This window comes from Streptomyces sp. NPDC088197, from assembly GCF_044741185.1.
Taxonomy (GTDB): domain Bacteria; phylum Actinomycetota; class Actinomycetes; order Streptomycetales; family Streptomycetaceae; genus Actinacidiphila.
The window spans coordinates 117,011-143,900 of the sequence record NZ_JBIUSD010000007.1 but is presented as its reverse complement, the minus strand read 5'-3'; the positions used below and the strand labels follow the sequence as shown (position 1 = coordinate 143,900).

Below are 26,890 nucleotides of genomic sequence, written 5' to 3'. Positions count from 1 at the left end.
CACGACAGAGGTCCCCGGCTGTTCCGGCCGGGGACCTCCCCCGTTCACGCCCCCGCCCCGGAGCGTTGCTTGTCTTCGCGGGACGGCGCGTCCTCGTGAACAGACGGCGGGGCGGCCTCGACGCAGCGCCCCGAGGACCCCACCGTGACCACGGCCACCGCACCGCCGCACCCGCGGGACCCGCCGCGCCTGGACATCCAGGGGCTGCGCGCCGTCGCGGTCACCCTCGTCGTCCTCGCGCACGCGGGCGTCGGCGCGGTCGCGGGCGGATACGTCGGCGTCGACGTCTTCTTCGTCGTCTCGGGCTTCCTGATCACCTCGCTGCTGACCCGCGAGTCCCGCGCCACCGGCCGCATATCGGTCAGGGACTTCTACGCCCGCCGCGCGGTGCGCCTGCTGCCCGCCGCGACCCTCGTCGTGCTCGGCACGCTCGCGGGCTGCCGGCTCTTCCTGTCGAAGATCCGCTTCGCGCAGTACGCGGGGGACGCGCTCGGCAGCGCGCTCTACGCCGTCAACTTCCGGCTGGCCGCCGCCGGTACGGACTACCTCGGCGCGAGCGAGCCGCCCTCCCCCTTCCAGCACTTCTGGTCGCTGGCGGTGGAGGAGCAGTTCTATCTGCTCTGGCCGCTGCTGCTCGTCCTGTGCCTGCGGTGGCGCCGCCGCCCCGCGCTCCCGGCGGCCCTGGCCCTCACCGCCCTCTGCGCGGCCTCCTTCGCGCTGAGTCTCGCCCTCACCCGCTCCTCCCCCTCCTGGGCCTACTTCGGCTCCCCCGCCCGCTTCTGGGAGCTGGGCGCGGGCGCGCTGCTCGCCCTGGGCGCGCACCGGCTGGACATCCGAGCCCCCCTCGCGGCGGCCCTGAGCTGGGCGGGCCTGACCGGCATCGTCGTGGCCGCGCTGACGTACGACGACGCCACGCCCTTCCCCGGCCGTTACGCGCTCCTGCCGGTCGTCGGCACCCTCCTCGTCCTCGCGGGCGGCCGATCCCCCGGCCCCTCCCCGGCCCACGCCCCCGACCGCTCCCGGACCCGCACCCACACCCCCTCCCCCGCCCGCTACGGCGCCCGACTCCTGCTCGCCCGGCGGCCGGTCGCCCGGCTCGGCGGCCTCTCCTACGGCTGGTACCTGTGGCACTGGCCCCTGCTGGTCATCGGACCCGCGGCGCTGAACACCGCGCCCTCCACCGGTCTCGCCCTGGCCCTGTGCGCGGTCGCGCTGGCACTGGCCTGGGCGACGCTGCGGCTGGTGGAGAACCCGATACGGTTCCACGCCGCCTTCCGCCGCCGTCCGGCCCTGGCGCTGCGGCTCGGCGGCGGCCTGTCGGCGGGCGCCGCGGTGGCCGTGCTGACCGCCGCCCACTTCCCGCCCGCGGTCGACTCCGGCAGACCCGCGCCCGACCTGCGGCGGGAGCTGACGGCGGCGCGCGACCCCGCGCTGCGGCTCGGGCAGCTCCTGCGGACCTCGGGTCCGAGCCTGCCGAGCAATCTCACCCCGCCCCTGGCCGAGGTCAAGCCGGTGCGCTCGGCGGTCTACCGGGACGGCTGCCACGCGGGCTACGCGCGTACGAGCACACCCCCGTGCGTCTACGGCGACCCGTCCGCGGCCACCACCGTCGTCCTCTTCGGCGACTCGCACGCCGCCCAGTGGTTCCCCGCGCTCGACCGGCTGGCGCGCGAACGGCACTGGAAACTGGTGTCGTTGACGAAGGCGTCGTGCAACGCCGCGACGGTGACGACCGTTTACCAGGGCGGCCCCGCCGTCTGCGACACCTGGCGCCGCGCGGCGGTCGCCCGGATCGCCGCGCTCCGCCCCGGTCTCGTCCTCGTCTCGTCCTCGGACGCGGGCCGCCCGCTGCACCCGGCCGCCGATCCCGTACAGCAGTGGACGGACGGCTTCCGCGCCACCTTCACCGCGCTCTCGGCCTCGGGCGCGCGGGTCGCCGCCCTGCTCGACACCCCCTGGCCCGCCTCCGACGCCGTCGAGTGCGCGGCGGCCCACCCGCTGCGGCTCGGCCACTGCGCGAGCCGGCTGCCCGACGCGCTCCGGGACCCGGCGCGGCAGGGCGCGGTACGGGCGGCGGCGACGGCGGCCGGGGCCGCCGTGATCGACCCCGCGCCCTGGCTGTGCGCCACGGACGGCACCTGCCCGGTGCTCGCGGGCGACACCCTGGTCTACCGCGACGACAGCCACATGTCCGAGACGTACGCCGACGCGCTGGCCCCGGTCCTCGGCCGCCGCCTCACCGCCCTCCTGCCGTAAGGCGGTGCCGCCCGGCCCCGGCCACCGGCCTGTCATGACCGTGGAGCGGAACGGACATGACAGGTCGGGGCGGCTGCCGCTACCGTCGTCACGTCGCGCGCCGACGGCGGGTCGTACGGCCGGGGCGGTACGGGAAGGGGTCGGGATGAACGAGCGGCGCGCGGGACTGGTCTACGGCTTCGCGGCCTACGGCATGTGGGGCCTGTTCCCGCTGTTCTGGCCGCTGCTCGAACCGGCGGGAGCGCTGGAGATCCTGGCCCACCGGATGGTGTGGGCGCTGGTGGTGGTCGCCGTGATCCTGCTGGCGATGCGCCGCTGGGCGTGGATATCCGAACTGGTCAGGCAGCCCGGGCGGCTCGGCCTGATCGCCGTCGCCGCCGTCTTCGTCTCCGTCAACTGGGGCCTGTACATCTGGGCCGTCAACGCGGGCCATGTGGTGGAGGCTTCACTCGGCTACTTCATCAACCCGCTGGTCACCATCGCGCTCGGCGTCCTCGTCCTGCACGAGCGGCTGCGCCCGGTGCAGTGGGCGGCGGTCGGCGTCGGCGCGCTGGCCGTCGTCGTCCTCACCGTCGGATACGGGCGGCTGCCGTGGATCGCCCTCTCGCTCGCCTTCTCCTTCGGCGTCTACGGCCTGGCGAAGAAGCAGATCAACATGGGCGGCCTGGAGTCGCTGGCCGCCGAGACCTCGGTGCAGTTCCTGCCCGCGCTGGTCTTCCTCGTCGTGCTCGGCGCGCGCGGCGACTCGACCTTCACCCACCACGGCCCCGGCCACGCCGCCCTGCTGGCCGCCTGCGGTCTGGTCACGGCGGGGCCGCTGGTCTGTTTCGGCATGGCGGCGACCCGGCTCCCGCTGTCCACCATCGGCCTCATGCAGTATCTGACGCCGGTCTTCCAGTTCCTGATCGGCGTGCTCCACTTCCACGAGGAGATGCCCCCCGAGCGCTGGGCCGGTTTCCTGATGGTGTGGGCGGCGCTCGTCCTGCTCACCTGGGACGCGATCAGGGGCGCACACCGCGGGCGTACGGAAGCGCGCGCAGCGCGCCAGGTCCCGGCGGTCGTGGAGTCCCCGGAGGCGACCGACTCCCCGCTGCCCGGCTGAGCCGTACGGGCGAGCGCCGACATCCACTCGGGTGACACGGACACCGCCGCCGATTGGGTGATCTGACGATCGGTCATGCGAAGGACGTACTCGTCCGGCGGTCAGGCGCCGGGCCGCCCGAAGTGCAGGAGAACGCGTCGTGCGCATGCCGGCCAACAGACTCACCACGAGAACGGCCCGGGGGCTGGCCGCGGCGGCCACGGCCGCCGTCATGATCCCGCTGGCCGCGAGCCCGGCCGTGGCGGCGGGCTCCGCCTACGGGAGCTGGAGTCCCGAGGTGCTGCACGTGCCCGTGACCGGCTTCCCCGACGCCACCTTCAGCACCGACAGCAGCTCGCCGTCCACCCCCGGCGGCACCTCGACCTTCCTCAACGGCTCCACCCCCTTCGGCGCCGAGTACGGCAGCTCGCGCGGGCAGAACTACCTCGCCCTGCGCCCCTCGACCGGCGGCACCAACGGCCGGCCGTCCCTCACCACCGTCACCTTCGCCGCCGCCACCCCGGTCGGCTGGGGCTTCACCCTCGGCGACATCGACGCCGACCAGGTGCGGATCAGCGCGACCGGCGCGGGCGGTGTACGGCTGACGGCGGCGCAGCTCGGCTTCCAGTCGACCTTCAACTACTGCGTGGGCACGCCGAAGCCGTCCTCGTGCGGCTCCGGCCCGAACACCGACGTGCCCACCTGGGACCCCGCGACCTCGACGCTGCGCGGCAACGTGCTCGACACCAACGGCGCCTCCGGCTGGTTCCGCCCGACGGCCCCGGTGACCTCGGTCTCCTTCACCTACAGCGTGCTCAGCGGATCGCCGGTCTACCAGATCTGGATGGCCGCCCCGGACGCCGACATCAGCGGCACGGTCGCCTCGGACTGCGGCATCCCGCCCGGCACGTCGGTACGGCTGCGCACCGCGACCGGCGCCGCCGTGCTCGACAGCGCGGGCCAGCCGGTGGCGGCGGCCGTCGACGCCGACGGCGCGTACTCCTTCTCCGGCGTGGCCACCGGCCGCTTCCGGGTCGTGCTGCCGGCGCCCGCTGGGTACACGGCGACCGGCGCGACCAGCCGTAACGCCGACACCTCGGGCGGTGACGTGCGCGGCGCCGACTTCCGGATCGGCTGTACGCCCGAGCCCGCGCCGCCGGTGACCGTCCCCGGGAACGGCGGCCCGGTCCGGGTCCCGGTCACCCCCGACCGCGCGCCCCACACCCCGGTCACCGTCCCCGAGCCGCCGGACCACGGAAAGGTCGCGGTCGAGGGAGACCACCTCGTCTACACGCCCGGCAAGGGCTACACGGGCAAGGACTCCTTCATCTACAAGGTGACGGCGAAGGACGGGCAGCCGAAGTTCGTGAAGGTGAGCGTGGACGTCACCAGGCCGAAGCCGACGCCCACGCCGCCCAGGCCGCACCCCGCTCCCCCGGCCAACCACCCGCAGCCGCAGCAGACCGGCCCCGAACTGGCCGCCTCGGGCGCCGACGGTCCCCTCGCCATGGTCGCGGGCGGCCTCGTCGCCGCCGGGGCCCTCGCGGTGACCGCCACCCGCGCGCGGAAGCGCCGCCGCTGACCCCTGCCTTCGTGTACGGCTCCGCGCCCGCCGGTACGGTTCCCGGCGGGCGCGGTCACGTTCACCCGCGCGTCACCGCCCGAGGCCGCACTCCGCCCAGACCATCTTCCCGACGCCGTCCCGCTCCCCGACGCCCCAATGCCCGGGTCCCGCGACCGCGTTGACCAGCGCGAGCCCGCGCCCGTCCTCGTCGCTCTCCGCCGCGACCCGTGGCTCGGGCCGCCCGTCCCCCGCGTCGTGCACCTCGATCCGCACACCGCCCGGCGTCCGCACGTACCGCGTCTGCACATCGCGCCCGGCGACCCGCGCGTGCACGACGGCGTTCGTGAATAACTCCGACAGGATCAACACGGCGGAATCCGTGAGGTCTTCCAGTCCCCAGCCCTTGAGGGCCGTTTCCAGTTCGTGCCGCGCCCGCCCCACCGAACGCGGCGTACGCGGCCACAACCGGGCGACCGTTCGGGATTCGGCACCGGGCGGCTCGCCCGCCGATTCGTCGGACTGTCCAGGTGGTTCTCGGTGCATGGCCGTGCCTTCCCTCGTCGCCGAATCCCATTGACGTCGGGGCCCCCTTGTCGCCACGTCGGGGGCCCCGACGGAGGACTCACCCGGGCGCCCACGGGGAGTGGCGCCGCACGGGGGTCCTCGCCACCCGTCGCGGGGCGCGGCACCCACGCGACGGGAATCGGTACGTACTTGGCAGCGCCAAGCACCGCGCCGCATCGCGGTGCGAAGTAGCGCGTAGTACGAGAGTAGGCGCGGAATTGGCTGCGCCGCAACCAGAACAGGCGCACGCGTGCAATCCGGTGCGTCAACGGCGTCGCGTGGCCCTAGAGTTGTGCCCGGTACGTGACCGGGCGTGCCGAGGAGGGAGCCGACCCATGCCCGCAGGGGGACGGCCGACCGTGCGCAGCAGGCGACTCGGGTCGGCCCTGAAAAAGTACAGAACCGCAGCTCAGCTCGATCAACCACAGGCCGCCGAGGTGATCGCGGTCAGCGCCAGCAAGATCAGCCGCATCGAAACCGGCCACATCAGCACCCGCGTCATCGAACTGCGCCTGCTCCTCGACGCGTACGGCGTGACCGATCCCGAAGTGCGTTCTCGGCTCGAAGAGTTGGCCAAGGGGTCGAACCGGCGCGGTTGGTGGCTGGAGCATGCTGCGCACCTACGCGCGGACTACTTGGACCACATCTCGCTTGAGGATGACGCGACGTACATCCGCGAGTGGCAGCCCAACCTGATCCCCGGACTGCTCCAAGTCCCCGCGTACGCGGAGGCGGTGATCACAAGTGCTCCGCACTTCATCGACCCGGAGCGGGTCTCGCAGCTCGTCAAGGTGCGGCAGGACCGTCAGGTAAAAATCGACGAGGTCGAGGGCTCGGCGAACTACACGGTCATCATCTGGGAACCGGTGATCATCCACTCGATCGTCAAACCCGAGGTCTACCAACAGCAATTGGCCCATATTCTTGAGGTCGGCCAAAGGCAGAACGTGACGCTACAGGTGCTATCGATTTCAGCCGGAGTCAAGGCGTCAATGCCCGCCGCGTTTTCGAGCTTCTCCTTCGACAGCGAACCCGTGGTCGAGGCAGTCACGTTGGACAATCTCCGGGGGGCCTCCATCCTGGAAGCCGCCGAGGATTTGACCGCTTACGCTCTCGCATTTGATCAACTACGATCGGCAGCACTGGCCCCGGATGCAAGCGCGCGGCTCATCCGAGGCGCACTACAGAGAAGCAAGGACGACACAAAGTGACCCCTAAGGTAATAGGGCCCTTCCGGAAGTCCTCGTACTCCGGGGCGGAAAACAACTGCGTGGAGGTCGCCGCCACGGCCGGCGGAGGGCGGGCCGTGCGGGACAGCAAGGACCCGGCCGGTCCGAGCCTCTACTTCACGCCCACCGAGTGGACCGCCTTCCTCGCGGGTACGCGAAACGGCGAGTTCGCTCACTAAGGCACCACGCGCCACGCGAAGGCCCCCGGAGTCGCCACCGGGGGCCTTCGCCATGTCGGCGGGCCAACGGCATGCTGCCGTCGACCAGCGTGCGGAAGTACGGATGGTTCAGGACCCCGGTATCGGCGACGACGCGTTTGGCGTGCGCCGTCACCAACGGGGCTGCGGGCGCCCGCAGATGGGTGGTCACCGCTGTTCCCCTGGCAGGGCTCCCAGGAGGCGGTGGCCCCGGTCGGCCGGGTCGGTGCCCGAGCCGTCGGTGTCGATGACCAGCACTGGGGGCCGCTGAGCGGGCCGGGTTGCGGCATCAGGTGGGCGCTTGAGGGGTGAGCGTGTGCTGGAGGCGGGTGATGGTCGCCCGCCAGGGGCCGTCAGGGGGCTCGTCCCAGAGCTCCAGCAGTTCGGAGGGGTCGGTGACGACCCGGTCCAGGGCCCTGAGGGCCGTGGCGCGCAGCGGTGTGAGGTCCGCGAGCGGCTGCTTCGGCCCGTAGTCGGGGTCGATGGGCTCACCGCCGGGGCACTGGGCGGCGACCAGAGCGGCGGCGGCCACGGCCTCTTCGGAGATGTCCGCGTCGAGGTCGCCCGTCGTGTCGATCACGCGGACGAGGGCGTCGCGGACGATGCCGGGGCGCGCGTCGGGGCTCGCCTCGTCGAGGGTGTCGCTGAGGTCCCACGCGGTGTCGTTGTCGAAGGGACCGACGTGCCAGGTGCCCATGTCCTTCTCCCGCCGCTCAGACGGCCGCCGCGCCCAGCGCCTCCGTCAGGGCGCTGAGGGTGGGGCCGAGGGGCAGGTCGAGGGTGAGCGCGGCCAGGTCGTCGCCCCTGGTGGGGCCCTGGTTGACGATCGCCACCGGGGTGCCCTGGCGGGCGGCGCGGCGGACGAAGCGCAGCCCCGACATCACGGTGAGGGACGAGCCCAGGACGAGCAGGGCGGGGGCGGCGTCGACCAGGGCGAAGGCGCGGTGGACCCGCTCGGGCGGCACGTTCTCGCCGAAGAAGACCACGTCCGGCTTGAGCGTGCCGGTGCCGCAGACCTCGCAGGGCACGAGCCGGAACCGCTCGGTGCTCCCCGCCGGGAGTTCGGCGTCGCCGTCCGCGTTGGCGTGGGCGACGGCGGTGGCGCGGAAGCCGGGGTTCGCCGCGTCCAGGCGCTCGTCCAGCCGCGTACGGTCGCTGAGGTCGCCGCAGTCCAGGCACACCACCCGGTCCAGCCTGCCGTGCAGGTCGATCGCCTCCGCCGTACCGGCCGCCGCGTGCAGCCCGTCCACATTCTGCGTGATCACCCCGGTCACCGCGCCCGCCCGCACGAGCCGCGCCACCGCCCGGTGCCCGTCGTTCGGCAGCGCCCGCGCGATCGTCCGCCACCCGAGGTGGCTGCGCGCCCAGTACCGGCGCCTGGCCGCCTCTTCCCCGACGAACTCCTGATACGTCATCGGCGCCGACGTCCGCCGCCGCCCCGTCACCCCGCGGTAGTCCGGAATCCCCGACTCCGTCGACAGCCCCGCCCCGCTGAGCACCACGGCCGGCCGCCCGGCCAGGAACCCGGCCAGCACGTCCACGCCTTCCCCCAGCCCCCCGCCGACCCCGGTCTCCATACCGGCAGCGTACGCCCGCCTGACGGGCGCTAGGGGCCTGTCCTAGGCCGTCACGTCGCGGGTGGTGAAGCGGGCCCAGGCGGCCGAGCCGAAGACGGCGGCGTAGAGGGCCTGGAGGCCGAGGTTCTTGGCGATGCCGGTCCAGGTGACGGGGTCGCGGAGGATGTCGGCGAAGCTGAGCCAGTAGTGGGGGAAGAGGTAGGGCTGGAAGGCGTGGAGCTGGGGGATGTTGTCGATGATCTGGACGGTGATGAGCAGGCCGACGGTGGCGGCCATGGCGCCGATGCCGCTGTCGGTGAGGGTCGAGATGAACAGGCCCAGCGCGCCGATGCCGACCAGGGAGGCCGCGACCAGGACCGCGATCAGCAGGCAGCGCAGCATGCCGTCCGAGAGGGAGATCGTCGTGCCCGACAGCAGCGTGACGTCTCCGACCGGGAAGAGCGCGAAGCCGACGATCAGCGCCGAGACGGCGACCACCAGGGTGGCCGCCAGGCAGAAGGCCAGCACGGACGCGTACTTGGCGAGCAGCAGGCGGGTGCGGCCCGCCGGGGCCACCAGCAGATAGCGCAGCGTGCCGCCGCTGGCCTCGCCCGCGATCGAGTCGCCCGCGATCACCCCGATCGCCATCGGGAGGAAGAACGGGAGCGTGGCCGCCAGGGCGGCGAACGTCAGGAACAGGCCGTTGTTGCTCACCTGCTCGATGAACGCCGGGCCGTTGCCGTTCCCGTCCGGCCCCCCGCCCCCGCCGAGCGACCCCCCGTTACGCGTCTCGATCCGCACCGCCACGCCGACCAGCAGCGGCACCCCCGCCAGCACCGCGAACAGCGCCAGCGTCCGCCACCGCCGGAACACGGTGACCAGCTCCGACCGGAACAGCCCGAAGCTCCAGAGCAGCCGGGGCGTACGCGGCCCGGACGGCGGCTCGGTGGCCACGGTGCCCGCGGCGGCTCCGGCTTCGGTCCCGGGGGGATCGGTGGCGGGCCCGGAGGGCCGGGCGGCGGGCTCCGGGGGCGATGCGGCCTCCGGGGCGGCCGGGCCCGGGGCGGGGGTCGGCTCAGGTAGCGGCCCGGCCGCAGGCCGGTTCTGGTCGGCGCTCGAAGCGGCCGGCTCCGTTTCAGCCCGCGACATCGAAGCCCTCTCCTGTCAGGGCGACGAACGCGTCCTCCAGGGAGGCGCGTTCGAGGCCGAAGCCGCGCACGCGGACGCCCGCGGCGACCAGCGCGGCGTTGAGGTCGGCGAGGTCCGGCGGGTCGGGGGGCAGTTCGCCGCTGACGCGTTGGCCGTCGGTGAGGAGGGCGCCGACGCCCTGGTCGGTGAGTACGCGGGCCGCCTCCGCCGGGTCCGGTGTGGTGACGACGAGCCGCCCGCGCGTACCGGCCGCGAGGTCGGCCACCGGCCCCTGCGTGAGGAGCCGGCCGCGCGCCATGACGGCCGCGTGCGTACAGACCTGCTCGATCTCGTCCAGCAGGTGCGAGGAGAGGAAGACGGTGGTGCCGTCGGCGGCCAGCTCCCTTACCAGGGAGCGGATTTCGCGCATGCCCTGCGGATCGAGCCCGTTCGTGGGCTCGTCGAGGACCAGCAGCTCGCGCGGCTGGAGCAGGGCGGCGGCCAGTCCGAGCCGCTGCTTCATGCCCAGCGAGTACGCCTTCGCCTTCTTCGGGCCCGCCGCCGTGAGCCCGACCCGGTCCAGCGCGGAGCCCACCCTGGCCCGGCGCGTACGCGGGTCGGCCGTCGGGTCGGCCGCGTCGTACCGCAGCAGATTGTCCCGGCCGGACAGGAAGCCGTAGAGGGCCGGGCCCTCGATCAGCGCGCCCACCTTGGGCAGCACCGTGCGCTGTGCGCCCGGCATCGGGCGGCCCAGCACCCGCGCCGTGCCCGCCGTCGGCGCGATCAGGCCCATCAGCATCCGGATCGTCGTCGTCTTCCCCGAGCCGTTGGGGCCCAGGAAACCGAAGACGCTGCCACGCGGCACCCGCAGGTCCAGGCCGTCCACGGCGAGCGTGCCGCGGTACCGCTTCGCGAGGCCGCGCGTCTCGATCACCACGTCGGCGGCGTCCGCCGCGGGCACGGTCACCGCGTCGTACGCGCTCGACCCGTTCGGCCCGTTCGGCCCGGCGGCCTGCGGCTGCTGCATCGCGCTCCTCTGCGACGGGGACTGGGAAGTGTACGGCGCACGCCGCGCCCGGCCGGAACTCCCGGCTCCGGGCCTGAGCCCGGACCCGCTTCCGCCCGCGCCCGGTGGGTGCCCCCCCGGACAGGGACGGGCACCCACCGACTGGCGTGCGAGCGACGCTACTTCGCCGCGTTCGACGCGTTCGCCGCGTCCGTCAGCGCGGACTGCGTCACCGCGCCGACGTACAGGGTGCCCTTGTCGGTCAGGAGGGCGTTGACCAGGCGGGTGTGGAAGACGGTGCCGGAGCCGAAGTCACCGGTGACGTGCCGGCCGAAGCTGTTGAGCAGGGACTGGGCGTCGCCGCCGCCCTTGCCGTGCGCGTTCTTGTCGGCGCCGGAGGGCAGGCCGCCGGGCGACGTGATGACGGCGATGGAGTCCCAGCCCTTGCCGATGACGGTGGGCTCGGCGCCGGAGGTGTGACCGGTGCCGTTGACACCGTCGAAGCCGGGCAGGCCGGTGACACCGTCAAACCCCTTCTGGCCCTTGGCGACGGCGTCGGACTCCTTGCCGGCCTCGGTGACCTTCGTGCCCTTGGGCGGGGTGAAGGTGAAGGTCGACGCGGACGGCTTGCCGAAGCTCACCTTCGTGAAGCCGATGTCCACGATGGCCTTGCCGCCGCCCTTGGGCGAGAGCGTGAACTTCAGCGGGACGCCGGTCTTGGAGTCGACGGCGATACGGATCGCGCCGACCGTGGTCTTGTCCGCGTGCTGCGGGGTGACCAGGAGTTGGTACGCGCTGTGGCCCGCGACGCGCGCGGTGCCGTCCACGGTGACCGAGGCCGTACCGTCGGCGGCCTTGAGCACCTGCTGGGCGGCGGCCTGCGGGGTGGCCGGGAAGTCCTGGGACCGGGCCCTGCTGTCGGCGCCGCCCTTGGGGTCGGCCGGGGCGGTCGCGTGATACGCCTCGTTGGACCCGCTGTCGTAGCCCCAGACCTCGGTGCCGTTGTGGATCAGGCTGTACTCGGCGGTGGGCTCGATGATCGAGACCTTCTGCCGGTCGGGGCCGTCCGCCGCCACGTGCAGGGTGTGCGAACCGGCCAGGAGCTGGGTGAGCTGGGCCTGCGGGGCCGCGGCCGAGCCCTTCCCGTCCTTGCCGTCCTTGCCGGACGGGCCCGCGGCGCTCGCGGCGCCGCCGAACAGGCTGCTCGCCGCGCCGCCGGACAGGACGTCGGGCAGCCCGAGGTCCGTACTGACCTTCACCGAGCCCGACACCGTCTGGGTGTCGGACGCCGCGATCTTCGTGAGCAACTGCTCCGCCGTCAGCGTGGGCAGCGACGGGCTGCCGGTGTCCGCGAGCGCGGGTACGAGGCTGATGGTCGCCGCCGCCACCCCCGCCACCGCGACGGGCACCGCGTACCGCATGGCCTTGCGTCCCCGCCCCCTGCCGGGCTCGTCCGATTCCGGGTGCTCCGGAAACTGTGCCGGTTGGATCCGTGCCATCGCGTCTCTACCTCCGTCGTCGCGGCGGTTCACTGCCTCGCACTCGTCCGCTCCCCGGGCCATTGTCGCCCGGTCCGCCGTGAAGTGGACGTCTCCATCACACCAAAACGGCCAACCCGCCACATCAGCCGACGGATGCAACCCTGTGTACGTCCCCGGGATGACAGACCCCGACGCCGTACTCGGGTCGGCGCAGGGCGCCACCTAGGGGACGCCGGCGATACCGACCTCACCGGCCGGTACACGTCGCCGATGCAGCCCGACGCGGGGGCCCGACGCCGGGGCCCCACGCGGGAGCCCGACGCGGGGGCTAGCCCGCCCGGTGCACCACGATGTCGCACAGCGCCGCCAGCGCCAGCTTCGCCGTGCACTCCGGCAGCGGCGCGAGGGCGGCGCGCGCCTCGTCGGCGTACCGGAGGGTGTCACGGCGGGCCTGTTCGAGCGCGGGGTGGCCGCGCAGGAGGCTCAGGGCCTCGCCGTGCAGGGCGTCGTCGGTGAGGTCGCCGTCGAGGAGCTGGTTGAGGCGGCGGTCGGTGGCCGAGACGCCGCCCGCGGCCTGCTGGTACAGACGGCGTACGTGCAGGATCGGCAGCGTGGCGATGCCCTCGCGCAGGTCGGTGCCCGGGGTCTTGCCGGACTCGTGGCTGTCGCTGGTGATGTCGAGGAGGTCGTCGGCGAGCTGGAAGGCCAGGCCGATCCGCTCGCCGTACTGGGTGAGGGTGTGCACGACCGTCTCGTCCGCGCCGGACATCATCGCGCCGAACCGCCCGGACACGGCCATCAGCGAACTGGTCTTGCCCGCGAGGACGTCCAGGTAGTGGTCGATCGGGTCGCGGCCGTCGCGCGGTCCGACCGTCTCCAGGATCTGGCCGGTGACCAGCCGCTCGAAGGACTCCGCCTGGACGCGTACGGCCTCGGGGCCGAGGTCGGCCAGGATGTGCGAGGCGCGGGAGAAGAGGAAGTCGCCGGTCAGGATGGCGACGGAGTTGCCCCAGCGGGCGTTGGCGCTGGGCACGCCGCGGCGCACCTCGGCCTCGTCCATGATGTCGTCGTGGTAGAGCGTGGCCAGGTGGGTCAGCTCGACCACGACGGCCGCGGGGACCACCCGGGGCGCGTGCGGGTCGCCGAACTGGGCCCCGAGCATCACCAGGAGTGGCCGGAAGCGCTTGCCTCCCGCCTTGAGGAGGTGGCGCGCGGCGTCGGTGATGAACGGGACATCACTCTTGGTGGCCTCCAGCAGGCCCTCTTCGACGGCCGAGAGACCGGCCTGGACGTCGGCCTCGAGGGCCTCGTCCCACACGCTCAGCCCGAAGGGCCCGACGACGGTCACGAGGGGTACTCCTGTCGCTGATCTGGCTTCTGGCGGGGTCTGAGGGGCGGCACTGTCTACACGGGCAGCGTAGCCGGTCGGCTGTGGATCACCGCCGGGGCATCGCCCTGGAAGCGGGGTCGCGGCGTACCGGAAGCGAGGTTCCGGAATTCCCCCCGGATTCGCCCCGTATTCGCCGCGGCTTCCTCACGGGTTCCCCGCTCCGGCCGCACCGATTCCTCACTCCGGCGGCGCGGCTTCCCCCGCTCTGCCCCTCGGCTTTCCCCGTCCCTGCCCCTCGGCTACCCCCGCTCCGGCACTACACCAGGCCGTCTCCGACCGGGCCGGTTATGATCCGTAATGCCGGTTTTAGCGACGTAAAGACCGCCCGGAAGGGATGATGGCCGATTCGGGCGGTTGACCGAAGAACGTTCACCATTACGTAAGACGGTCCCGCAACATGGTCAACTACACTCGCGGCAGCAACAGGTGACATGTCCTCGCTTCGGGGTAGACCCCACGGGTAATCCCCGGGGAAACCCCCCAAGGAAAGAGAGGAGGTGGATCGATGGCAGCCGACCTGCGGGAAGACGAGGCGGAGGCCCACGTGCGCGGGGTCTGCTTCAAAACGGGTCCGCCCGCACGCACCGGTGTGGAATTGGAGTGGCTGGTCCACGACCGCTCCGATCCGCTGTCCCTGATATCCGTCGACCGGCTGGACGCGGCCCTCGCGCCCGTCGAACAGCCGGGCGGGCTGCCCAGCGGCAGCAGGCTCACCCGTGAGCCGGGCGGCCAGGTGGAGCTCAGCTCCCGGCCCGCCGACACCCTCGCCGCCTGCGTCGACTCCATGGCCGCCGATCTCGCGGCACTGCGACAGGCGACCGACGAGGCGGGACTCGTCCTCGTGGGACGCGGGCTCGACCCGTTCCGCGACCCTCCCCGCGTGCTCGACCATCCCCGCTACCGGGCCATGGAGAGCTTCTTCGACCGCGACGGCCCGTGGGGCCGCACGATGATGCGGCGCACCGCCGCCCTTCAGGTGAACCTCGACGCGGGCGACGACTCCGCGGGCACCTCCGGCTACCGCTTCCGCTGGGAGCTGGCGCACCGGATCGGCCCGGTCCTGGTCGCGGCCTTCGCGAATTCGCCGGTCCAGGGCGGTAAGCCGACCGGCTGGGTCTCCACCCGGCAGGCGGTCTGGAGCCGGATGGACCCCAGCCGCACCCGGCAGCCGGGGCACGACGAGGACCCCCGTACCGCGTGGACGCGGTACGCCCTCGACGCGCGCCTGCTGTGCGTACGCGAGGGGCCCACCGACAGCAGCGGCGTCTGGGACGCCGCCCAGCCCGACTGGTCGGTGCCGGGCGACCTGACCTTCCGCGCATGGCTGCGGGGCGCGCCGGGCGTGCGGGCGCCGACCGTGGACGACCTCGACTACCACCTCAGCACGCTCTTCCCGCCGGTCCGCCCGCGCGGCTGGCTGGAGCTGCGGATGACCGACGCGCAGGACGGCGACGACTGGATCGTCCCGACCGTGCTGACGGCGACACTGCTGGACGACCCCGTCGCCGCCGAGGCCGCCCACGCGGCCACCGAGCCGCTCTGCGAGGACGGCGATCCGATGCCGTCCGAGGAGATGTGGCGGCGCGCCGCGCGGGTCGGCCCCGCCGACCCCGTCATCGGCGAGGCCGTACGGGCCTGTTTCGACGCCGCGGCCGGTGCGCTGGCGCGTACCGACGCCCCGGCGGCCCTGCGGCTGGCCGTCGCCGACTTCGCCGAACGCTATCCAGAACGCGGACGATGTCCCGCCCACGACCAGTTGGACGCGCTGCGCCGCGTCTGACCCTCCGGAAGGCATGTCGTGACAAACCCTCGTACCGACGGCCGGAACACGGCCGAAAACAGTGCCTCACCCGGCACTTCCCTCACTTCTGGCGCATCCAGCACTTCGGCCGCTTCCGCCACGCCTGGCTCTGCATCGGGCGCTGCGGGCGCTGCGCGTGCTTCGGGCGGTGCTGACGGGTCCGGTGGGTCCGGGGCTTCCGGCGGGTCCGGGACTTCCGGTGGCTCCGGTGGCTCCGGCGGCTCCGGCGGCTCCGGCGGCTCCGGCGGCTTTGATGTCAAGGCGCGGGCGCTCGCCGCGCTGGAGACCGCCCGGCGCAGGACCATGGCCCTCACCGACTGCGTGGACGACGCGGATCTGGCCGCGCAGCACTCCCCGCTGATGTCCCCGCTGGTCTGGGACCTGGCGCACATCGGCAACCAGGAAGAGCTGTGGCTGGTCCGTGAGGCCGGCGGCAGGCCGGGCCTGCGGCCCGACCTCGACCAGCTCTACGACGCCTTCCAGCACCCGCGCGCCGACCGTCCCGCGCTGCCGCTGCTCGGCCCCGACGAGGCCAGGGCGTACGTGGCGGAGGTACGCGCCGAGACCGTCGACGTACTGGACGCCGTCGACACCTCGCCCAACGACTCGCCGTCCCTGAAGCGGGAGCGGGCGGAACGGCTGCTCGCGGACGGCTTCGTCTTCGGGATGCTCGCCCAGCACGAGCAGCAGCACGACGAGACGATGCTCGCCACCCATCAGCTCCGCAGCGGCCCGGCCGTCCTGGAGGCCCCCGAGCCTCCGCAGGCGCCCGCGGACGCGGCCGTGCTGCCCGCCGAAGTCCTCGTCCCCGGCGGCCCGTTCACGATGGGCACCAGCACCGAGCCGTGGGCGCTGGACAACGAGCGCCCCCAGCACACCGTGGACGTCGCCGCCTTCTGGCTGGACACCGTGCCGGTCACCAACGGCGACTACCTCGCCTTCATCGCGGCGGGCGGCTACCAGGACGCCCGCTGGTGGACCGAGGAGGGCTGGCGGCACGTCCAGGACGCGGGCCTCGAAGCGCCGCTCTTCTGGTCGTACGACGACGGCGCCTCCGTCTGGACCCGGCGCGTCTTCGGCCGGACCGAGCCCGTACGGGTCAACGAGCCGGTCGTGCACGTGTGTTGGTACGAGGCCGACGCGTACGCCCGCTGGGCGGGGCGGCGGCTGCCGACCGAGGAGGAGTGGGAGAAGGCGGCGCGGCACGACCCGGCGACCGGGCGCTCGCTGCGCTACCCGTGGGGTGACGCCGATCCCGGTCCCGAGCACGCCAATCTCGGCCAGACGCACCTGCGGCCCGCGCCCGCGGGCAGTTACCCGGCCGGTGCGGCGCCCTGCGGCGCGCGTCAACTCCTGGGCGACGTATGGGAGTGGACGTCCTCGGACTTCGCGCCGTACCCGGGCTTCGAGGCGTTCCCGTACAAGGAGTATTCCGACGTCTTCTTCGGTCCCGACTACAAGGTGCTGCGCGGCGGGTCGTTCGGCGCGGACCAGGTGGCGGCGCGCGGGACGTTCCGCAACTGGGACTATCCGATCCGGCGGCAGATCTTCTCCGGGTTCAGGACGGCGCGGGACGGCTCGGGGCCGGGGGCCGGGGCAGGGTCCGGGTCGGCGTCCGGGTCGGCGTCCACGTCTCCGTCCGCGTCCCCGTCCGCGTCCGCGTCCCCGGAAGCCGGGCGCGGCTGATGTGCCGTCATCTCGCGTACGTCGGGCCGCCGTTGACGCTGGCCCGGCTGCTCACCGAGCCGTCGCGCGGACTGTACGAGCAGTCGTGGCAGCCGCGGCTCCAACGGCACGGCACGGTGAACGCGGATGGTTTCGGCGTGGGTTGGTACCCGCTGGAGCCCTCGCCCGAGGAGGGTGACGAGGGCTTTCCGCTCCCCGCCCGTTACCGGCGGGCCGTACCCGTCTGGTCGGACGCCAACTTCACCGAGCTGGCCCGGACGATCCGGGCCGGCGCCGTCCTGGCGGCGGTACGGTCCGCGACCGCGGGCACCACGCAGGACGAGTCGGCCGCCGCGCCCTTCCGTGACGGCCGCTGGCTGTTCAGCCACAACGGCGCCGTCGCCGACTGGGAGCGGCTGCCCACCGATCTGACCTCCGCCGAACTGCTGGGCCTCGCGTCCCACAGCGACTCGGCGCTGGTGTGGGCGCTGCTCACCCGGCGGCTGCGGCAGGGCCAGCCGCCGGGCGGGGCGCTCGCCTCCGTCGTCCGTGAGGTCGCCGCCGCCCGGCCGACCGCGCGGCTCAATCTGCTGCTCACGGACGGCCGGACGATCGCGGCCACGGCGTACGGGGACACGCTGTGGTTCCGTACCGGCCGCGATGTGCCGGGGTCCGCGGAGGCCGTGGCCTCCGGGGGGTCCGTGCTCGTCGCCTCGGAGCCGGACGACGCTCCGGGCGACTGGCACGAAGTCCCGGACCGGTCGCTGCTGTTGGCGACCACCGAGGGCGTACGGATCATCCCGCTGCGCCCGCCGACCCCTGTCCGTACCGACCGCGAGGACGCCCGGGGCAAGGACCGCACACGCGAGGACCCGCACCCGCACCTTATGGAGGAGAGCAGCATGGACGAGAGCCGCACGGGTGGCAGCCGCTTCACCCTCGACGACCGGCTGCCCGCCGACTACTTCACGACCTCACTGCGCGCCGACGTGCTCGGCGGGCTCACCACCGCGCCGCGCACCCTGCCGCCCAAGTGGTTCTACGACAAGCGCGGCAGCGATCTCTTCGAGCAGATCACGCGGCTGCCGGAGTACTACCCGACGCGCGCCGAGCAGGAGATCCTGACCCGCAGGGCCCCCGAGATCGCGCAGCTCACCCGGGCCGCGACCCTGATCGAGCTGGGCTCGGGCTCCTCCCGCAAGACGCGGCTGCTGCTCGACGCGCTGACCTCGGGCGGCACGCTGTCGCGCTACGCGCCGCTGGACGTCAGCGCGTCCGCGCTCGAAGAGGCCGGTGAGGCGATCGTCCGCGACTACCCGGGGCTGCGCGTCGCCGCGACCGTCGCCGACTTCGAGAGCGGTCTCGCGCTGTCCGACGAGCCGGGCCCGCGCCTGCTGGCCTTCCTCGGCAGCACCATCGGCAACTTCGACGCGGCCCAGCGCCGCGCCTTCTACCGGACGCTGTCCCTCTCCCTCACCAGCGACGACGTCCTGCTCCTCGGCGCCGACCTGGTCAAGGACCCGGACGTCCTGGTCCGCGCCTACGACGACTCGCAGGGCATCACCGCCGAGTTCAACAAGAACGTCCTGCACGTGCTCAACCGCGAACTCGGCGCCGACTTCGACCCCGACGCCTTCGACCACGTCGCCCTGTGGAACACCGACCACGAGCGGATCGAGATGCACCTGCGCTCCCGTACCGCCCAGACCGTCAAGATCCCCGACCTCGACCTCACCACCGGCTTCACCCCCGGCGAGCACCTGCGCACCGAGATCTCCTGCAAATTCCGCCGCGACTCCCTCACGGCCGAACTCCACGAAGGCGGCTTCACCGTCCGCCACTGGTGGACCGACCCCCAGTCCCGCTTCGCCCTCCTCCTCGCCGTCCCCAACTGACCCCGCCCCGTCCCCCGGGTCCCCCGGACCACCGCGGGCCCCGGGGGCCGACTGCTCAAGGCGGCCGGTCTGCACGGGACGCGCGCCTTCCGCTACGGCAGGAGGAGGACGCGGCCGAGGTTGGTGCGGGTGTCGAGGGTGTGGTGGGCGGCGGGGGCCTCGGAGAGGGGGAAGGTGGCGTGGACGGCGGTGCGGAGGCGGCCGGAGGCGGCGAGGGCGGCGGCCTCGTGGAGGTCGGCCTCGGCGGCGGCGGGGTCGGCGGCGCGCCAGGCGAGGAGTGAGAAGCCGGTGACGGACTTGAGGGCGAACAGGTCGGTGACCGGGACGGCGTTCAGCTCGCCGCCGGCCGCGCCGTAGACGACGGCCCGGCCGTAGGGGGCCAGGAGGTCGATGCCGCGGCGCAGGGTGTCGCCGCCGACGGAGTCCAGGACGACGTCGACGGCGCCGTTGGGGGCCGCTTTCCTGACCTGGTCCGGCCAGTCGGGGGCGGTGTAGTCGACGGCGGCGTCGGCGCCGTGGTCGCGGACGAAGTCCAGTTTGGCGGGGCCGCCCGCCGTGCCGATGACGGTGCCCGCGCCGAGGAACCTGGCGAGTTGTACGGCGATGTGCCCGATGCCGCCCGCGGCGGCGTGGACGAGGACGGTCTCGCCCGCCGCGAGGCGGCCCGCACGCAGCGCGCCGAGGGCGACCGGGACGGCCAGCGGGAGCATGCTGGCGGGGCCGGGGGCGAGGCCGGGGGGGACGGGCACGAGCCAGGCGGCGTCGGCGGTCACGTAGTCGGCGAAGGCGTCCTCGGCCAGGGCGGCGACGCGGCGGCCGAGCAGGCCGGGGTCGGCGCCGGGGCCCACGGCCTCGACCGTGCCGACGACGTCGCCGGTGAGGACGCCGGGCAGCGGGCGGTGGAAGATCGAGCCCTCGGGGGCGCCGCGCCGGAATCGGGTGTCGATGAAATTCGCGCCGATCGCCTCGGCCCTGATCAGCACCTCGCCGGGGCCGGGCACCGGGGTCTCGGCCTCCTCCAGCGTGAGAACGTCGGGGCCGCCGTACTCGTGATACCGGACACGTCGCATGATGGATCTCCTCAGGGATCGACTCGGCACCCGACTAAAGTGGACCGCCGGTCAAGTTGATGCGACCGTACTGGACCGTCGGTCCAATTGTCCATGCCTGTCTTGCCCCTGCCCTACGCCTTGCCTATGCCGGACGGAGCCGTGCCATGACAGAGGGCCAGCCGCCCGCGCCGCGTCCCGAACGGGCCGACGCGGCCCGCAACCGGCGCGCGATCCTGCGGGCCACCGAGGAACTGCTGGCCGCGCACCGGCCGGAGGAGATCTCCATGGAGCGGGTCGCGGAGGCGGCCGGCGTCGGCAAGGGCACCGTCTTCCACCGCTTCGGCAACCGCGCCGGGCTCATGCGGGCCCTGATGGAGGACCGCGCGCTCGCGCTGCACGAGGACGTGACCTCGGGGCCGCCGCCGCTCGGCCCCGGCGCGCCGCCCCGCGAGCGCCTGCTGGCCTTCCTGGACGCCGTCTCCGCCGTCATCGCCCGCAACAAGGGCCTCATGGCCGCCCTCGGCCACGCGGCGGCCGTCGCCCCGCGCGGCGGGCAGTGCGAGTCGGAGGCGGAAGTGGGCGACGCGCACCCCGTCTACGGCTTCTGGCACGCCCACCTCAGCGCGCTCCTGCGCGAGGCCCGCCCCGACGCTCCCCCCGCCTTCGATCCCGGTCTCCTGGCCCACCTCCTGCTCTCCTGCTTCAGCGGCGTCCCCGTCCTGCGGCTGCTGGAGTCGGGCGAAGGGGAGCGGGTCGCGGCGGGCGTACGGCAGTTGGCCACCGCGCTGGTGGACCGGGAGGAGTGGACGTGACGCAGGCTCAGGGCTCGCCCGGCCCGTCCGGCACCCCAGCCTCCTCCGACACCCCCGCCCCCTCCGGCTCCTTCGACGCCTCCGAGCGCCGGGCCTGGGGCGGGAAGGCCGACGCCTACGCGCGCAGCTTCGGCCTGCTGTGCGCCCACCCGGTGCCGGAGTTGCTGGACGCCGCCCTGGACATCGCCCTGGACGCCACCGGGGCAACGGCCGGGGGCCGGGTGCTCGACGTGGGCGCCGGTACGGGGACGGTCGCGGCGGCGGCCCTGGCTCGCGGGGCCGAGGTCACGGCGGTGGACGCCGAGCCCTCCATGGTGGCCGCCGCCGCGCGGGCGCTGCCGGGAGCGGACGTACGGCTCGCCACGCTGCCGCAACTCCCCTTCCCCGACGGGGAATTCGACGCGGTCATCGGCAACTTCGTCCTCAACCACGTGGGGCGGCCACGCGCCGCCCTGGCCGAACTGCGCCGCGTCACCCGCCCCGGCGGCCGTATCGCGGTCACCGTCTGGGGCTACCCGCCCGCGCCCGGCCAGTCCCTGCTCGGCCGCGCCGTGGCCGCCGCCGGGGTCCCCCGGCCGCCCGACTTCCCCACGCTCGCGCCCGACGAGGACTTCCCCAGCACCGCAGCGGGCCTGGCCGGGCTCTTCGCCGACGCCCGCCTCCCGGGCGCGACGGCCCGCACGCTCGCCTGGGACCACCGCGTCGACCCCGACACCTGGTGGTCGGGGCCCGCCGCGGGCATCGCCTCGGTCGGCCAGCTCCTCACCGCCCAGCCGCCGTCCGTCGTCGCGGCCGTCCGCGCCGAATTCGACCGCCTGGCCGCGGAGTTCACGACCCCCGAGGGGCTCCTGGCCCTCCCCCACACCGCCGTGCTGGCCGTCGCCGACGTGCCCCGTCACGGCCGCCCGCCGCGCACGCGCCGCGCCCTCACGCCCCCCACGCGCCGCGCCCCCGGGGCCCCTTGAGGGGGCACCCGGGGGCGCGGCGGCGGCGAGGAGACGGTCAGCGGACGAACACGCCCGCCTTGTCGGCGAGATCCAGGAAGTACTGGGGGGCCAGACCCAGCACGATCGTGACGGCCACCCCTATGGCGATGGCGGTGGACGTCAGCGGGCTCGGCACCGCGACGGACGGACCGTCCGCCTTCGGCTCGCTGAAGAACATCAGCACGATCACGCGGATGTAGAAGAAGGCCGCGATGGCCGACGAGATGACGCCGACGATGACCAGCGGCATCGCACCGCCCTGCGCCGCGGCCTTGAACACCGCGAACTTCCCCGCGAAACCGGACGTCAGCGGGATGCCCGCGAAGGCCAGCAGGAACACGGCGAAGACGGCCGCGACCAGCGGCGAGCGCCGCCCGAGACCGGCCCACCGCGACAGGTGCGTGGCCTCGCCGCCCGCGTCGCGCACCAGCGTGACGACGGCGAAGGCGCCGAGGGTCACGAAGGAGTACGCGGCGAGGTAGAACAGGACGGAGGAGACGCCCTCCTTGTCGGTGGCGATCACGCCCGCCAGGATGAACCCGGCGTGGGCGACCGAGGAGTAGGCCAGCAGCCGCTTCACATCGGTCTGGGTGACGGCGATGATCGCGCCCGCCAGCATCGTGAGGATGGCGACGCCCCACATGACGGGCCGCCAGTCCCAGCGCAGTCCGGGCAGGACGACGTACAGCAGCCGCAGCAGCGCGCCGAAGGCGGCGACCTTGGTGGCGGCGGCCATGAAGCCGGTGACCGGGGTCGGCGCGCCCTGGTAGACGTCCGGGGTCCACATGTGGAACGGGACGGCGCCGACCTTGAAGAGCAGGCCGACCGCGACCATCGCGAAGCCGATCAGGAGCAGCGCGTCATTGCCGGTGCTGTTGGCGAGCGCCGGGGTCATCGGGGCGGTGCCGTCGATGACCGAGGCGATGCCGCCGTAGGTGACCGTGCCCGAGTAGCCGTAGAGCAGGGCGATCCCGAAGAGCAGGAAGGCCGAGGAGAAGGCGCCGAGCAGGAAGTACTTGACGGCGGCTTCCTGCGACAGCAGGCGGTTGCGGCGGGCCAGCGCGCACAGGATGTACAGCGGCAGCGAGAAGACCTCGAGGGCGACGAAGAGCGTCAGCAGGTCGTTCGCCGCCGGGAAGACCAGCATGCCGCCGACCGCGAAGAGCAGCAGCGGGAAGACCTCGGTGGTGGTGAAACCGGCCTTGACCGCGGCCTTCTCCTGCTCGCCGCCGGGGACGGCGGAGCCCTGGGCCGCGAAGGAGTCGACGTTGTTGCCGTGCGCCTTCGGGTCCAGGCGCCGTTCGGCGAAGGTGAAGACGGCCACGATCGCCACCAGCAGGATCGTGCCCTGGAGGAAGAGCGCGGGACCGTCCACGGCGACCGCGCCCATCGCGGCGACATGCGCCTTCGTGGTGCCGTACCCCTTCTCGGCGAGCGCGACCACGGCGGCGAAGGCCGCCGCGAGACCGACCACGGCGAGGACGAGCTGCGCGGTGTAACGGGAGCGGCGCGGCAGGAACGCCTCAAGGAGGATGCCCACCATCGCCACGCCGAAGACGATCAGCACCGGCGAGAGCTGGGCGTACTCGATGTCCGGCTTCGGGATCTTGTCGGCGACCGGAGCGGCCGTCGTCCACAAGCTGTGGACGGCGCCCACACCTACGGCTCCCTTGTCTGCTGCGCTCACTTCTTCGCCTCCAGCGCGGGCTTGGGATCGGTCTTGTGCACGTCGGAGAGCGTGTGCTTGACCGACGGGTTGAGGATGTCGGTCACCGGCTTCGGGTACACGCCCAGGAAGAGCAGCAGCGCGATCAGCGGTGCCACGACGACCAGTTCACGTACCTTCAGGTCGGACATGCCCTCGATCCCGGCCTTGACCGGGCCGGTCATCGTGCGCTGGTAGAGCACCAGCACGTACAGCGCGGCGAGCACGATGCCCAGCGTGGCGATGATGCCGAGCACCGGGTAGCGGCTGAACGTGCCGACCAGTACGAGGAATTCGCTGACGAAGGGCGCCAGGCCCGGCAGCGACAAGGTGGCGAGGCCGCCGATCAGGAAGGTGCCCGCCAGTACCGGCGCCACCTTCTGCACACCGCCGAAGTCGGCGATGAGCCGCGAGCCGCGCCGGGTGATCAGGAAGCCCGCGACCAGCATCAGCGCGGCCGTCGAGATGCCGTGGTTGACCATGTACAGCGCGGCGCCGCTCTGCCCCTGGGTGGTCATCGCGAAGATGCCCAGGATGATGAAGCCGAAGTGCGAGATCGAGGCGTACGCGATCAGCCGCTTGATGTCCCGCTGGCCGACGGCGAGCAGCGCGCCGTAGACGATGCCGATCACGGCCAGGACCAGGATCACCGGGGTCGCCCACTTGGACGCCTCGGGGAAGAGCTGGAGGCAGTAGCGCAGCATCGCGAAGGTGCCGACCTTGTCAACGACCGCGGTGATCAGTACGGCGACCGGCGCGGTGGACTCGCCCATCGCGTTCGGCAGCCAGGTGTGCAGCGGCCACAGCGGCGCCTTCACCGCGAAGGCGAAGAAGAAGCCGAGGAACAGCCAGCGCTCGGTGGACGTCTCGATGTGCAGCTTCCCGGAACCGCGCGCGGCCAGGATCTCCTGGAGCGAGAAGGTGCCGGTGCCGAGCTGCTTGGCGGTGACCGCGTACAGGCCGATCACCGCGGCGAGCATGATCAGGCCGCCCGCCAGGTTGTACAGCAGGAACTTGACCGCCGCGTACGACCGCTGCCGTGCCGCCTCTTCCTCACCGGCCGCGTGCGCCCGGTCGCCGAAGCCGCCGATGAGGAAGTACATCGGGATGAGCATGGCTTCGAAGAAGATGTAGAAGAGGAAGACGTCGGTGGCCTCGAAGGAGAGCACCACCATGGCCTCGACCAGCAGGATCAGCGCGAAGAAGCCCTGCGTGGGACGCCACTTGAGGTGGGGGTTGCCCGCGGCGGAGCCGCTGGGAGCCGCGGTCTCCAGAGGCTCGGCGTCGTGCCAGCCGGCCAGCATCACGAAGGGGATCAGCAGCGCGGTCAGGGCGATCAGGGCGACGGCGATGCCGTCCACGCCCAGGTCGTAGCGGAGCCCGAAGTTCTTGATCCAGGCGTGCGACTCGGTGAGCTGATAGCGGTCGCCGCCCGGATCGAAGCGGACCAGCGCGGCGATGGCCAGACCGAGCGTGCCCAGCGAGAAGACCAGCGCCGTGTACTTGGCGGCGGTCCTCTTCGCCGCGGGCACGGCCGCGGTGACGACAGCGCCTACCGCGGGCAGCGCGGCGGTGACCGTGAGGAGGGGAAAGGACATGAGCTATCAGACCGCCCTCATGAGAAGAGTCGCGGCGACCAGCACCGCGGAGCCGCCGAGCATCGAGACGGCGTACGACCGTACGTAGCCGTTCTGGAGCTTGCGGAGGCGGCCGGAGAGGCCGCCGACCGAGGCGGCCGTGCCGTTGACGACGCCGTCGACCAGGGAGTGGTCGAGGTAGACCAGCGAGCGGGTGAGGTGCTCGCCGCCGCGGACGAGGACGACGTGGTTGAAGTCGTCCTGGAGCAGGTCGCGGCGGGCCGCCCGGGTCAGCAGCGAGCCGCGCGGCGCGACGGCGGGGACGGACCTGCGGCCGTACAGCATCCAGGCGATGCCGACGCCGATGACCAGCGCCACCATCGTGCCGCCGGTGACGGTGCCCGCGCTGATCGGCGAGTCGCCCTCGGCGTGCCCGGTGACCGGCTCCAGCCACTTCACGAAGGAGGAGTTGATGCTGAACAGGCCACCGGCCAGGACCGAGCCGAAGGCCAGGATGATCATCGGGATGGTCATCGACTTGGGCGACTCGTGCGGGTGCGGCTCGTGGCCCTCGGCGTCCGGCACCCAGCGCTTCTCGCCGAAGAAGGTCATCAGCATCACGCGCGTCATGTAGAAGGCCGTGATCGCGGCGCCCAGCAGGGCGCAGCAGCCGAGAATCCAGCCCTCGGCGCCGCCCTTGGCGAAGGCCGCCTCGATGATCTTGTCCTTGGAGAAGAAGCCGGACAGGCCGGGGAAGCCGATGATCGCCAGGTAGCCGAGACCGAAGGTGACGAAGGTGACCGGCATGTACGTGCGCAGGCCGCCGTAACGCCGCATGTCGACCTCGTCGTTCATGCCGTGCATGACCGAACCGGCGCCCAGGAACAGCCCGGCCTTGAAGAAGCCGTGCGTGACCAGGTGCATGATCGCGAAGACGTAGCCGATCGGGCCGAGCCCGGCCGCCATGATCATGTAGCCGATCTGCGACATCGTCGATCCGGCGAGCGCCTTCTTGATGTCGTCCTTCGCGCAACCGACGATCGCACCGAACAGCAGCGTGACCGCGCCGACGGTGACGACGGCGGTCTGCGCGTCGGGCGCCGCGTTGAAGATCGCGCCGGAGCGGGTGATCAGGTAGACGCCCGCGGTCACCATGGTCGCGGCGTGGATCAGGGCCGAGACCGGGGTCGGGCCCTCCATCGCGTCGCCGAGCCAGGACTGGAGCGGCACCTGGGCCGACTTGCCGCACGCGGCCAGCAGCAGCATGAAGCCGATGCCGGTGATCGTGGCGTGCTGCGTGGTCGAGGCGTCGGCGGCCCGCGGCAGGATGTCCGCGAAGGCGAACGAGCCGAAGGTGGTGAACATCAGCATGATGGCCACCGACAGGCCGATGTCGCCGACCCGGTTGACCAGGAACGCCTTCTTCGCCGCGGTCGCCGCGCTCGGCTTGTGCTGCCAGAAACCGATCAGCAGGTACGAGGCGAGGCCGACGCCCTCCCAACCGGCGTACAGCAGGAAGTAGTTGTCGGCCAGCACCAGCAGCAGCATCGCCGCGAGGAACAGGTTGAGGTAGCCGAAGAAGCGGCGGCGGCGCTCGTCGTGCTCCATGTAGCCGATCGAGTAGATGTGGATCAGCGTGCCCACACCGGTGATCAGCAGCACGAACGTCATCGACAACTGGTCGAGCTGGAAGCCGACATCGGCGCGGAAACCGCCGACCGGCACCCAGGTGAACAGGTGCGAGTGCAGGCCACGCGCGTCGGCGTCCTTGCCCAGCATGTTGGCGAACAGCACCACGCCGAGCGCGAACGACGCCAGGGCGAGCAGCGTGCCGAGCAGGTGGCCGAAGCGGTCGAGCCGCCGGCCTCCGGTCAGCAGGATGCCCGCGCCCAGCAGCGGCGCCGCGACGAGCAGTCCGATCAGGTTCTCCACTGTCGCAGCCCCT

General features: G+C 72.9%; 21 protein-coding genes and 1 pseudogene. 11 read left to right on the top strand and 11 right to left on the bottom strand.

The features are described 5' to 3' along the window. Positions 1-144 precede the first annotated feature (144 nt). The 3 genes from ACIOC1_RS18875 to ACIOC1_RS18865 all read left to right on the top strand — a co-directional run bounded on the left by ACIOC1_RS18875 (position 145) and on the right by ACIOC1_RS18865 (position 4,919). A complete protein-coding gene (locus tag ACIOC1_RS18875; protein WP_401855481.1) occupies positions 145-2,256 on the top strand; it encodes an acyltransferase family protein in 2,112 nt (703 codons plus the stop codon). Between the two features lie 145 nt (positions 2,257-2,401). Next, a complete protein-coding gene (gene rarD / locus ACIOC1_RS18870) occupies positions 2,402-3,358 on the top strand; it encodes an EamA family transporter RarD (RefSeq protein WP_401855478.1) in 957 nt (318 codons plus the stop codon). Positions 3,359-3,503: 145 nt separating this feature from the next. Beyond that, positions 3,504-4,919, top strand: coding sequence for an Ig-like domain-containing protein (locus ACIOC1_RS18865; protein WP_401855476.1), 1,416 nt, complete (start codon positions 3,504-3,506; stop codon positions 4,917-4,919). A 72-nt stretch (positions 4,920-4,991) separates the two neighbouring features. Here ACIOC1_RS18865 and ACIOC1_RS18860 read toward each other — a convergent pair whose 3' ends face one another. Next, positions 4,992-5,444 carry an ATP-binding protein gene (locus tag ACIOC1_RS18860; RefSeq protein WP_355340396.1) on the bottom strand — a complete coding sequence of 151 codons (453 nt, stop codon included), beginning with the start codon at positions 5,442-5,444 and terminating at the stop codon, positions 4,992-4,994. Positions 5,445-5,800: 356 nt separating this feature from the next. Between ACIOC1_RS18860 and ACIOC1_RS18855 the strand changes: the two genes are divergently transcribed. Together ACIOC1_RS18855 and ACIOC1_RS18850 are read left to right on the top strand one after the other, a co-directional pair. After that, positions 5,801-6,676 carry a helix-turn-helix transcriptional regulator gene (locus ACIOC1_RS18855; protein ID WP_355340399.1) on the top strand — a complete coding sequence of 292 codons (876 nt, stop codon included), beginning with the start codon at positions 5,801-5,803 and terminating at the stop codon, positions 6,674-6,676. Then, positions 6,673-6,873: a DUF397 domain-containing protein gene (locus ACIOC1_RS18850; RefSeq protein ID WP_355340402.1), complete on the top strand. Its 201-nt coding sequence runs from the start codon at positions 6,673-6,675 to the stop codon at positions 6,871-6,873. The genes ACIOC1_RS18855 and ACIOC1_RS18850 overlap by 4 nt, the downstream gene beginning before the upstream one ends. A 307-nt stretch (positions 6,874-7,180) precedes the next feature. On the opposite strand, the gene ACIOC1_RS18845 is transcribed toward ACIOC1_RS18850, so the two are convergent. The 6 genes from ACIOC1_RS18845 to ACIOC1_RS18820 all read right to left on the bottom strand — a co-directional run bounded on the left by ACIOC1_RS18845 (position 7,181) and on the right by ACIOC1_RS18820 (position 13,410). Further along, on the bottom strand, positions 7,181-7,588 hold the full coding sequence (locus tag ACIOC1_RS18845; protein ID WP_401855471.1) for a DUF4259 domain-containing protein: 408 nt from the start codon (positions 7,586-7,588) through the stop codon (positions 7,181-7,183). 16 nt (positions 7,589-7,604) lie between these two features. Beyond that, complete coding sequence (locus ACIOC1_RS18840) at positions 7,605-8,468, bottom strand: NAD-dependent protein deacetylase (RefSeq protein WP_401855469.1); 864 nt, start codon at positions 8,466-8,468, stop codon at positions 7,605-7,607. 42 nt (positions 8,469-8,510) lie between these two features. Continuing rightward, the gene (locus tag ACIOC1_RS18835) at positions 8,511-9,401 is read right to left on the bottom strand and encodes an ABC transporter permease subunit (protein ID WP_355340408.1); all 891 of its coding nucleotides are present in this window, start codon (positions 9,399-9,401) and stop codon (positions 8,511-8,513) included. Positions 9,402-9,582: 181 nt separating this feature from the next. Beyond that, positions 9,583-10,602, bottom strand: coding sequence for an ABC transporter ATP-binding protein (locus ACIOC1_RS18830; RefSeq protein ID WP_401855466.1), 1,020 nt, complete (start codon positions 10,600-10,602; stop codon positions 9,583-9,585). 158 nt (positions 10,603-10,760) lie between these two features. Beyond that, the gene (locus tag ACIOC1_RS18825) at positions 10,761-12,080 is read right to left on the bottom strand and encodes an outer membrane lipoprotein carrier protein LolA (protein ID WP_401855463.1); all 1,320 of its coding nucleotides are present in this window, start codon (positions 12,078-12,080) and stop codon (positions 10,761-10,763) included. Positions 12,081-12,390: 310 nt separating this feature from the next. Further along, complete coding sequence (locus ACIOC1_RS18820) at positions 12,391-13,410, bottom strand: polyprenyl synthetase family protein (RefSeq protein ID WP_355340417.1); 1,020 nt, start codon at positions 13,408-13,410, stop codon at positions 12,391-12,393. Positions 13,411-13,957: 547 nt separating this feature from the next. On the opposite strand from ACIOC1_RS18820, the gene egtA reads away from it, so the two are divergent. The 4 genes and pseudogenes from egtA (at position 13,958) to egtD (ending at position 18,813) form a co-directional block, all read left to right on the top strand. Beyond that, positions 13,958-15,232 carry an ergothioneine biosynthesis glutamate--cysteine ligase EgtA gene (gene egtA / locus ACIOC1_RS18815; protein ID WP_401855460.1) on the top strand — a complete coding sequence of 425 codons (1,275 nt, stop codon included), beginning with the start codon at positions 13,958-13,960 and terminating at the stop codon, positions 15,230-15,232. Positions 15,233-15,556: 324 nt separating this feature from the next. Next, positions 15,557-16,939: an ergothioneine biosynthesis protein EgtB gene (egtB, locus tag ACIOC1_RS18810; protein WP_401855457.1), complete on the top strand. Its 1,383-nt coding sequence runs from the start codon at positions 15,557-15,559 to the stop codon at positions 16,937-16,939. Next, positions 16,939-17,712: pseudogene (egtC, locus tag ACIOC1_RS18805) on the top strand (ergothioneine biosynthesis protein EgtC); the annotation flags it as partial. The gene egtB and the pseudogene egtC, both read left to right, overlap by 1 nt. Before the next feature lie 108 nt (positions 17,713-17,820). After that, entirely contained in the window at positions 17,821-18,813 is a 993-nt protein-coding gene (gene egtD / locus ACIOC1_RS18800) for an L-histidine N(alpha)-methyltransferase (RefSeq protein WP_391050443.1), read from the top strand. A gap of 92 nt (positions 18,814-18,905) precedes the next feature. Here egtD and ACIOC1_RS18795 read toward each other — a convergent pair whose 3' ends face one another. Further along, entirely contained in the window at positions 18,906-19,883 is a 978-nt protein-coding gene (locus ACIOC1_RS18795; RefSeq protein ID WP_401855456.1) for a zinc-binding alcohol dehydrogenase family protein, read from the bottom strand. 146 nt (positions 19,884-20,029) lie between these two features. On the opposite strand from ACIOC1_RS18795, the gene ACIOC1_RS18790 reads away from it, so the two are divergent. Both ACIOC1_RS18790 and ACIOC1_RS18785 read left to right on the top strand, forming a co-directional pair. After that, a complete protein-coding gene (locus ACIOC1_RS18790; protein ID WP_391163496.1) occupies positions 20,030-20,677 on the top strand; it encodes a TetR family transcriptional regulator in 648 nt (215 codons plus the stop codon). Then, positions 20,674-21,642 (top strand): class I SAM-dependent methyltransferase, encoded by a 969-nt coding sequence (locus ACIOC1_RS18785; RefSeq protein WP_401855454.1) that lies wholly within the window; start codon positions 20,674-20,676, stop codon positions 21,640-21,642. Before ACIOC1_RS18790 ends, ACIOC1_RS18785 begins: the two co-directional genes overlap by 4 nt. Positions 21,643-21,679: 37 nt before the next feature. On the opposite strand, the gene nuoN is transcribed toward ACIOC1_RS18785, so the two are convergent. Genes nuoN through nuoL form a run of 3 tightly spaced genes read right to left on the bottom strand, consistent with a single transcriptional unit; the run spans position 21,680 to position 26,877 of the window. Then, positions 21,680-23,350 carry an NADH-quinone oxidoreductase subunit NuoN gene (gene nuoN, locus ACIOC1_RS18780; protein WP_355340423.1) on the bottom strand — a complete coding sequence of 557 codons (1,671 nt, stop codon included), beginning with the start codon at positions 23,348-23,350 and terminating at the stop codon, positions 21,680-21,682. Then, positions 23,347-24,966 (bottom strand): NADH-quinone oxidoreductase subunit M, encoded by a 1,620-nt coding sequence (locus ACIOC1_RS18775; RefSeq protein WP_401855451.1) that lies wholly within the window; start codon positions 24,964-24,966, stop codon positions 23,347-23,349. The genes nuoN and ACIOC1_RS18775 overlap by 4 nt, the downstream gene beginning before the upstream one ends. Before the next feature lie 6 nt (positions 24,967-24,972). Next, positions 24,973-26,877 (bottom strand): NADH-quinone oxidoreductase subunit L, encoded by a 1,905-nt coding sequence (gene nuoL / locus ACIOC1_RS18770; protein WP_355340429.1) that lies wholly within the window; start codon positions 26,875-26,877, stop codon positions 24,973-24,975. Positions 26,878-26,890: the final 13 nt, after the last annotated feature.

Coding starts and splice junctions, on each gene's coding strand:
- ACIOC1_RS18775 (WP_401855451.1), bottom strand. CDS start 24,966: ATGTCCTTTCCCCTCCTCACGGTCACCGCCGCGCTGCCCGCGGTAGGC.
- rarD (WP_401855478.1), top strand. CDS start 2,402: ATGAACGAGCGGCGCGCGGGACTGGTCTACGGCTTCGCGGCCTACGGC.
- ACIOC1_RS18865 (WP_401855476.1), top strand. CDS start 3,504: ATGCCGGCCAACAGACTCACCACGAGAACGGCCCGGGGGCTGGCCGCG.
- ACIOC1_RS18860 (WP_355340396.1), bottom strand. CDS start 5,444: ATGCACCGAGAACCACCTGGACAGTCCGACGAATCGGCGGGCGAGCCG.
- ACIOC1_RS18825 (WP_401855463.1), bottom strand. CDS start 12,080: ATGGCACGGATCCAACCGGCACAGTTTCCGGAGCACCCGGAATCGGAC.
- ACIOC1_RS18790 (WP_391163496.1), top strand. CDS start 20,030: ATGACAGAGGGCCAGCCGCCCGCGCCGCGTCCCGAACGGGCCGACGCG.
- egtA (WP_401855460.1), top strand. CDS start 13,958: ATGGCAGCCGACCTGCGGGAAGACGAGGCGGAGGCCCACGTGCGCGGG.
- ACIOC1_RS18845 (WP_401855471.1), bottom strand. CDS start 7,588: ATGGGCACCTGGCACGTCGGTCCCTTCGACAACGACACCGCGTGGGAC.
- egtD (WP_391050443.1), top strand. CDS start 17,821: ATGGACGAGAGCCGCACGGGTGGCAGCCGCTTCACCCTCGACGACCGG.
- ACIOC1_RS18855 (WP_355340399.1), top strand. CDS start 5,801: ATGCCCGCAGGGGGACGGCCGACCGTGCGCAGCAGGCGACTCGGGTCG.
- ACIOC1_RS18830 (WP_401855466.1), bottom strand. CDS start 10,602: ATGCAGCAGCCGCAGGCCGCCGGGCCGAACGGGCCGAACGGGTCGAGC.
- ACIOC1_RS18795 (WP_401855456.1), bottom strand. CDS start 19,883: ATGCGACGTGTCCGGTATCACGAGTACGGCGGCCCCGACGTTCTCACG.
- egtB (WP_401855457.1), top strand. CDS start 15,557: ATGGCCCTCACCGACTGCGTGGACGACGCGGATCTGGCCGCGCAGCAC.
- ACIOC1_RS18840 (WP_401855469.1), bottom strand. CDS start 8,468: ATGGAGACCGGGGTCGGCGGGGGGCTGGGGGAAGGCGTGGACGTGCTG.